This is a genomic window from Thalassospira sp. UBA1131 (genome assembly GCF_002311515.1).
In the GTDB taxonomy this organism is placed as follows: Bacteria; Pseudomonadota; Alphaproteobacteria; order Rhodospirillales; family Thalassospiraceae; genus Thalassospira.
Map to the genome: position 1 here is coordinate 13849 of NZ_DCAO01000132.1, position 1286 is coordinate 15134.

Here is a 1286-nt window from a genome sequence, read left to right on the forward strand (position 1 = left end):
GATCCGCGTGGCAACATCTCCGAAGATGATGTTGGCCGGACCGATGATCCGGTGCGCATGTATCTGCGCGAAATGGGCAGTGTCGAACTGCTGTCGCGCGAAGGCGAAATCGCCATTGCCAAACGTATCGAAGCCGGTCGCGACATGATGATTGGCGGGATTTGCGAAAGCCCGCTGACCATTCGTGCGATTGTGAACTGGCATGACCAGCTTCAGGCTGGTGAACTTTTGCTGCGTGACGTCATTGACCTTGAAACCACCTATGGCGGTGGCCCGGAAGCGGAAATTGCCGCGGCCGAAGGTGAAGACGAAGAAGATACCGACGTCGATGCAGAGGCAGATGTCGAAAGCTTCGAGTCGGCCAATGACGACGATGACGAAGAAGCCGAGACCGAAACCCCGGCCGGCCTCACCGATGAGGCCGAAGAAGACGAGGACGAAGAGGACGACGAGTCTGAAAAGTCCGAGGATGAAGAGGGTGAGGCCAGCGCTGACGGCGACGATGATGACGACGATGACGAGAACGAGCAGGTCAACGTTTCGCTTTCCAAAATGGAAGAGGAACTGACCGAGCAGGTTCTCGAGAAGTTCGAACTGATCGCCAAGACCTATGAGAAATTGCACAAGGCGCAGGAACAGCGTCTGGTGGCAATGAACAAGGGTGAGGCCGTTCCGGCCGCGACCGAAAAGCGCTATAACAAGCTCAAGAACGAGATGGTTGACCTGATGGAAGATGTTCACCTGAACAACTTCCGCATCGAGGAACTTCTCGATCACCTGACCGGTTTGAACAACCGTCTGCTCGGCCTTGAAGGCAAGCTTCTGCGCTTTGCGGATCGTTGCAAGATCAAACGCCCCGATTTCATCAAACAGTATCAGGGCCATGAACTTGACCCGAACTGGATGGAACGCGTTGGCGGTTTGCCGGGCAAGGGTTGGAAAACCTTTGTTGAACGCTATTCCGAAGAAATCGCCAATCTGCGCGAAGGCATTGGTGGTGTTTCGGCCGAGGTCGGTTTGCCGGTTGGCGAATTCCGCCGCGTTTACGGCGTGGTCAACAAGGGCGAACGCGAAGCCGGTCGTGCGAAAAAGGAAATGATCGAGGCTAACCTGCGTCTCGTGATCTCGATCGCCAAGAAATACACCAACCGTGGTCTTCAGTTCCTTGACCTGATTCAGGAAGGCAACATCGGCCTGATGAAGGCGGTGGATAAATTCGAATACCGCCGTGGGTACAAGTTCTCGACCTATGCGACCTGGTGGATCCGTCAGGCGATCACGCGTTC

1 protein-coding gene is annotated in these 1286 nt (G+C 55.4%); it reads left to right on the forward strand.

Translation table 11 applies throughout. The features are described 5' to 3' along the window. Positions 1-1286, forward strand: a 1286-nt coding sequence (locus tag B3Z49_RS21410; protein WP_296994728.1) for a sigma-70 family RNA polymerase sigma factor, incomplete at both ends; no start/stop codon positions are given.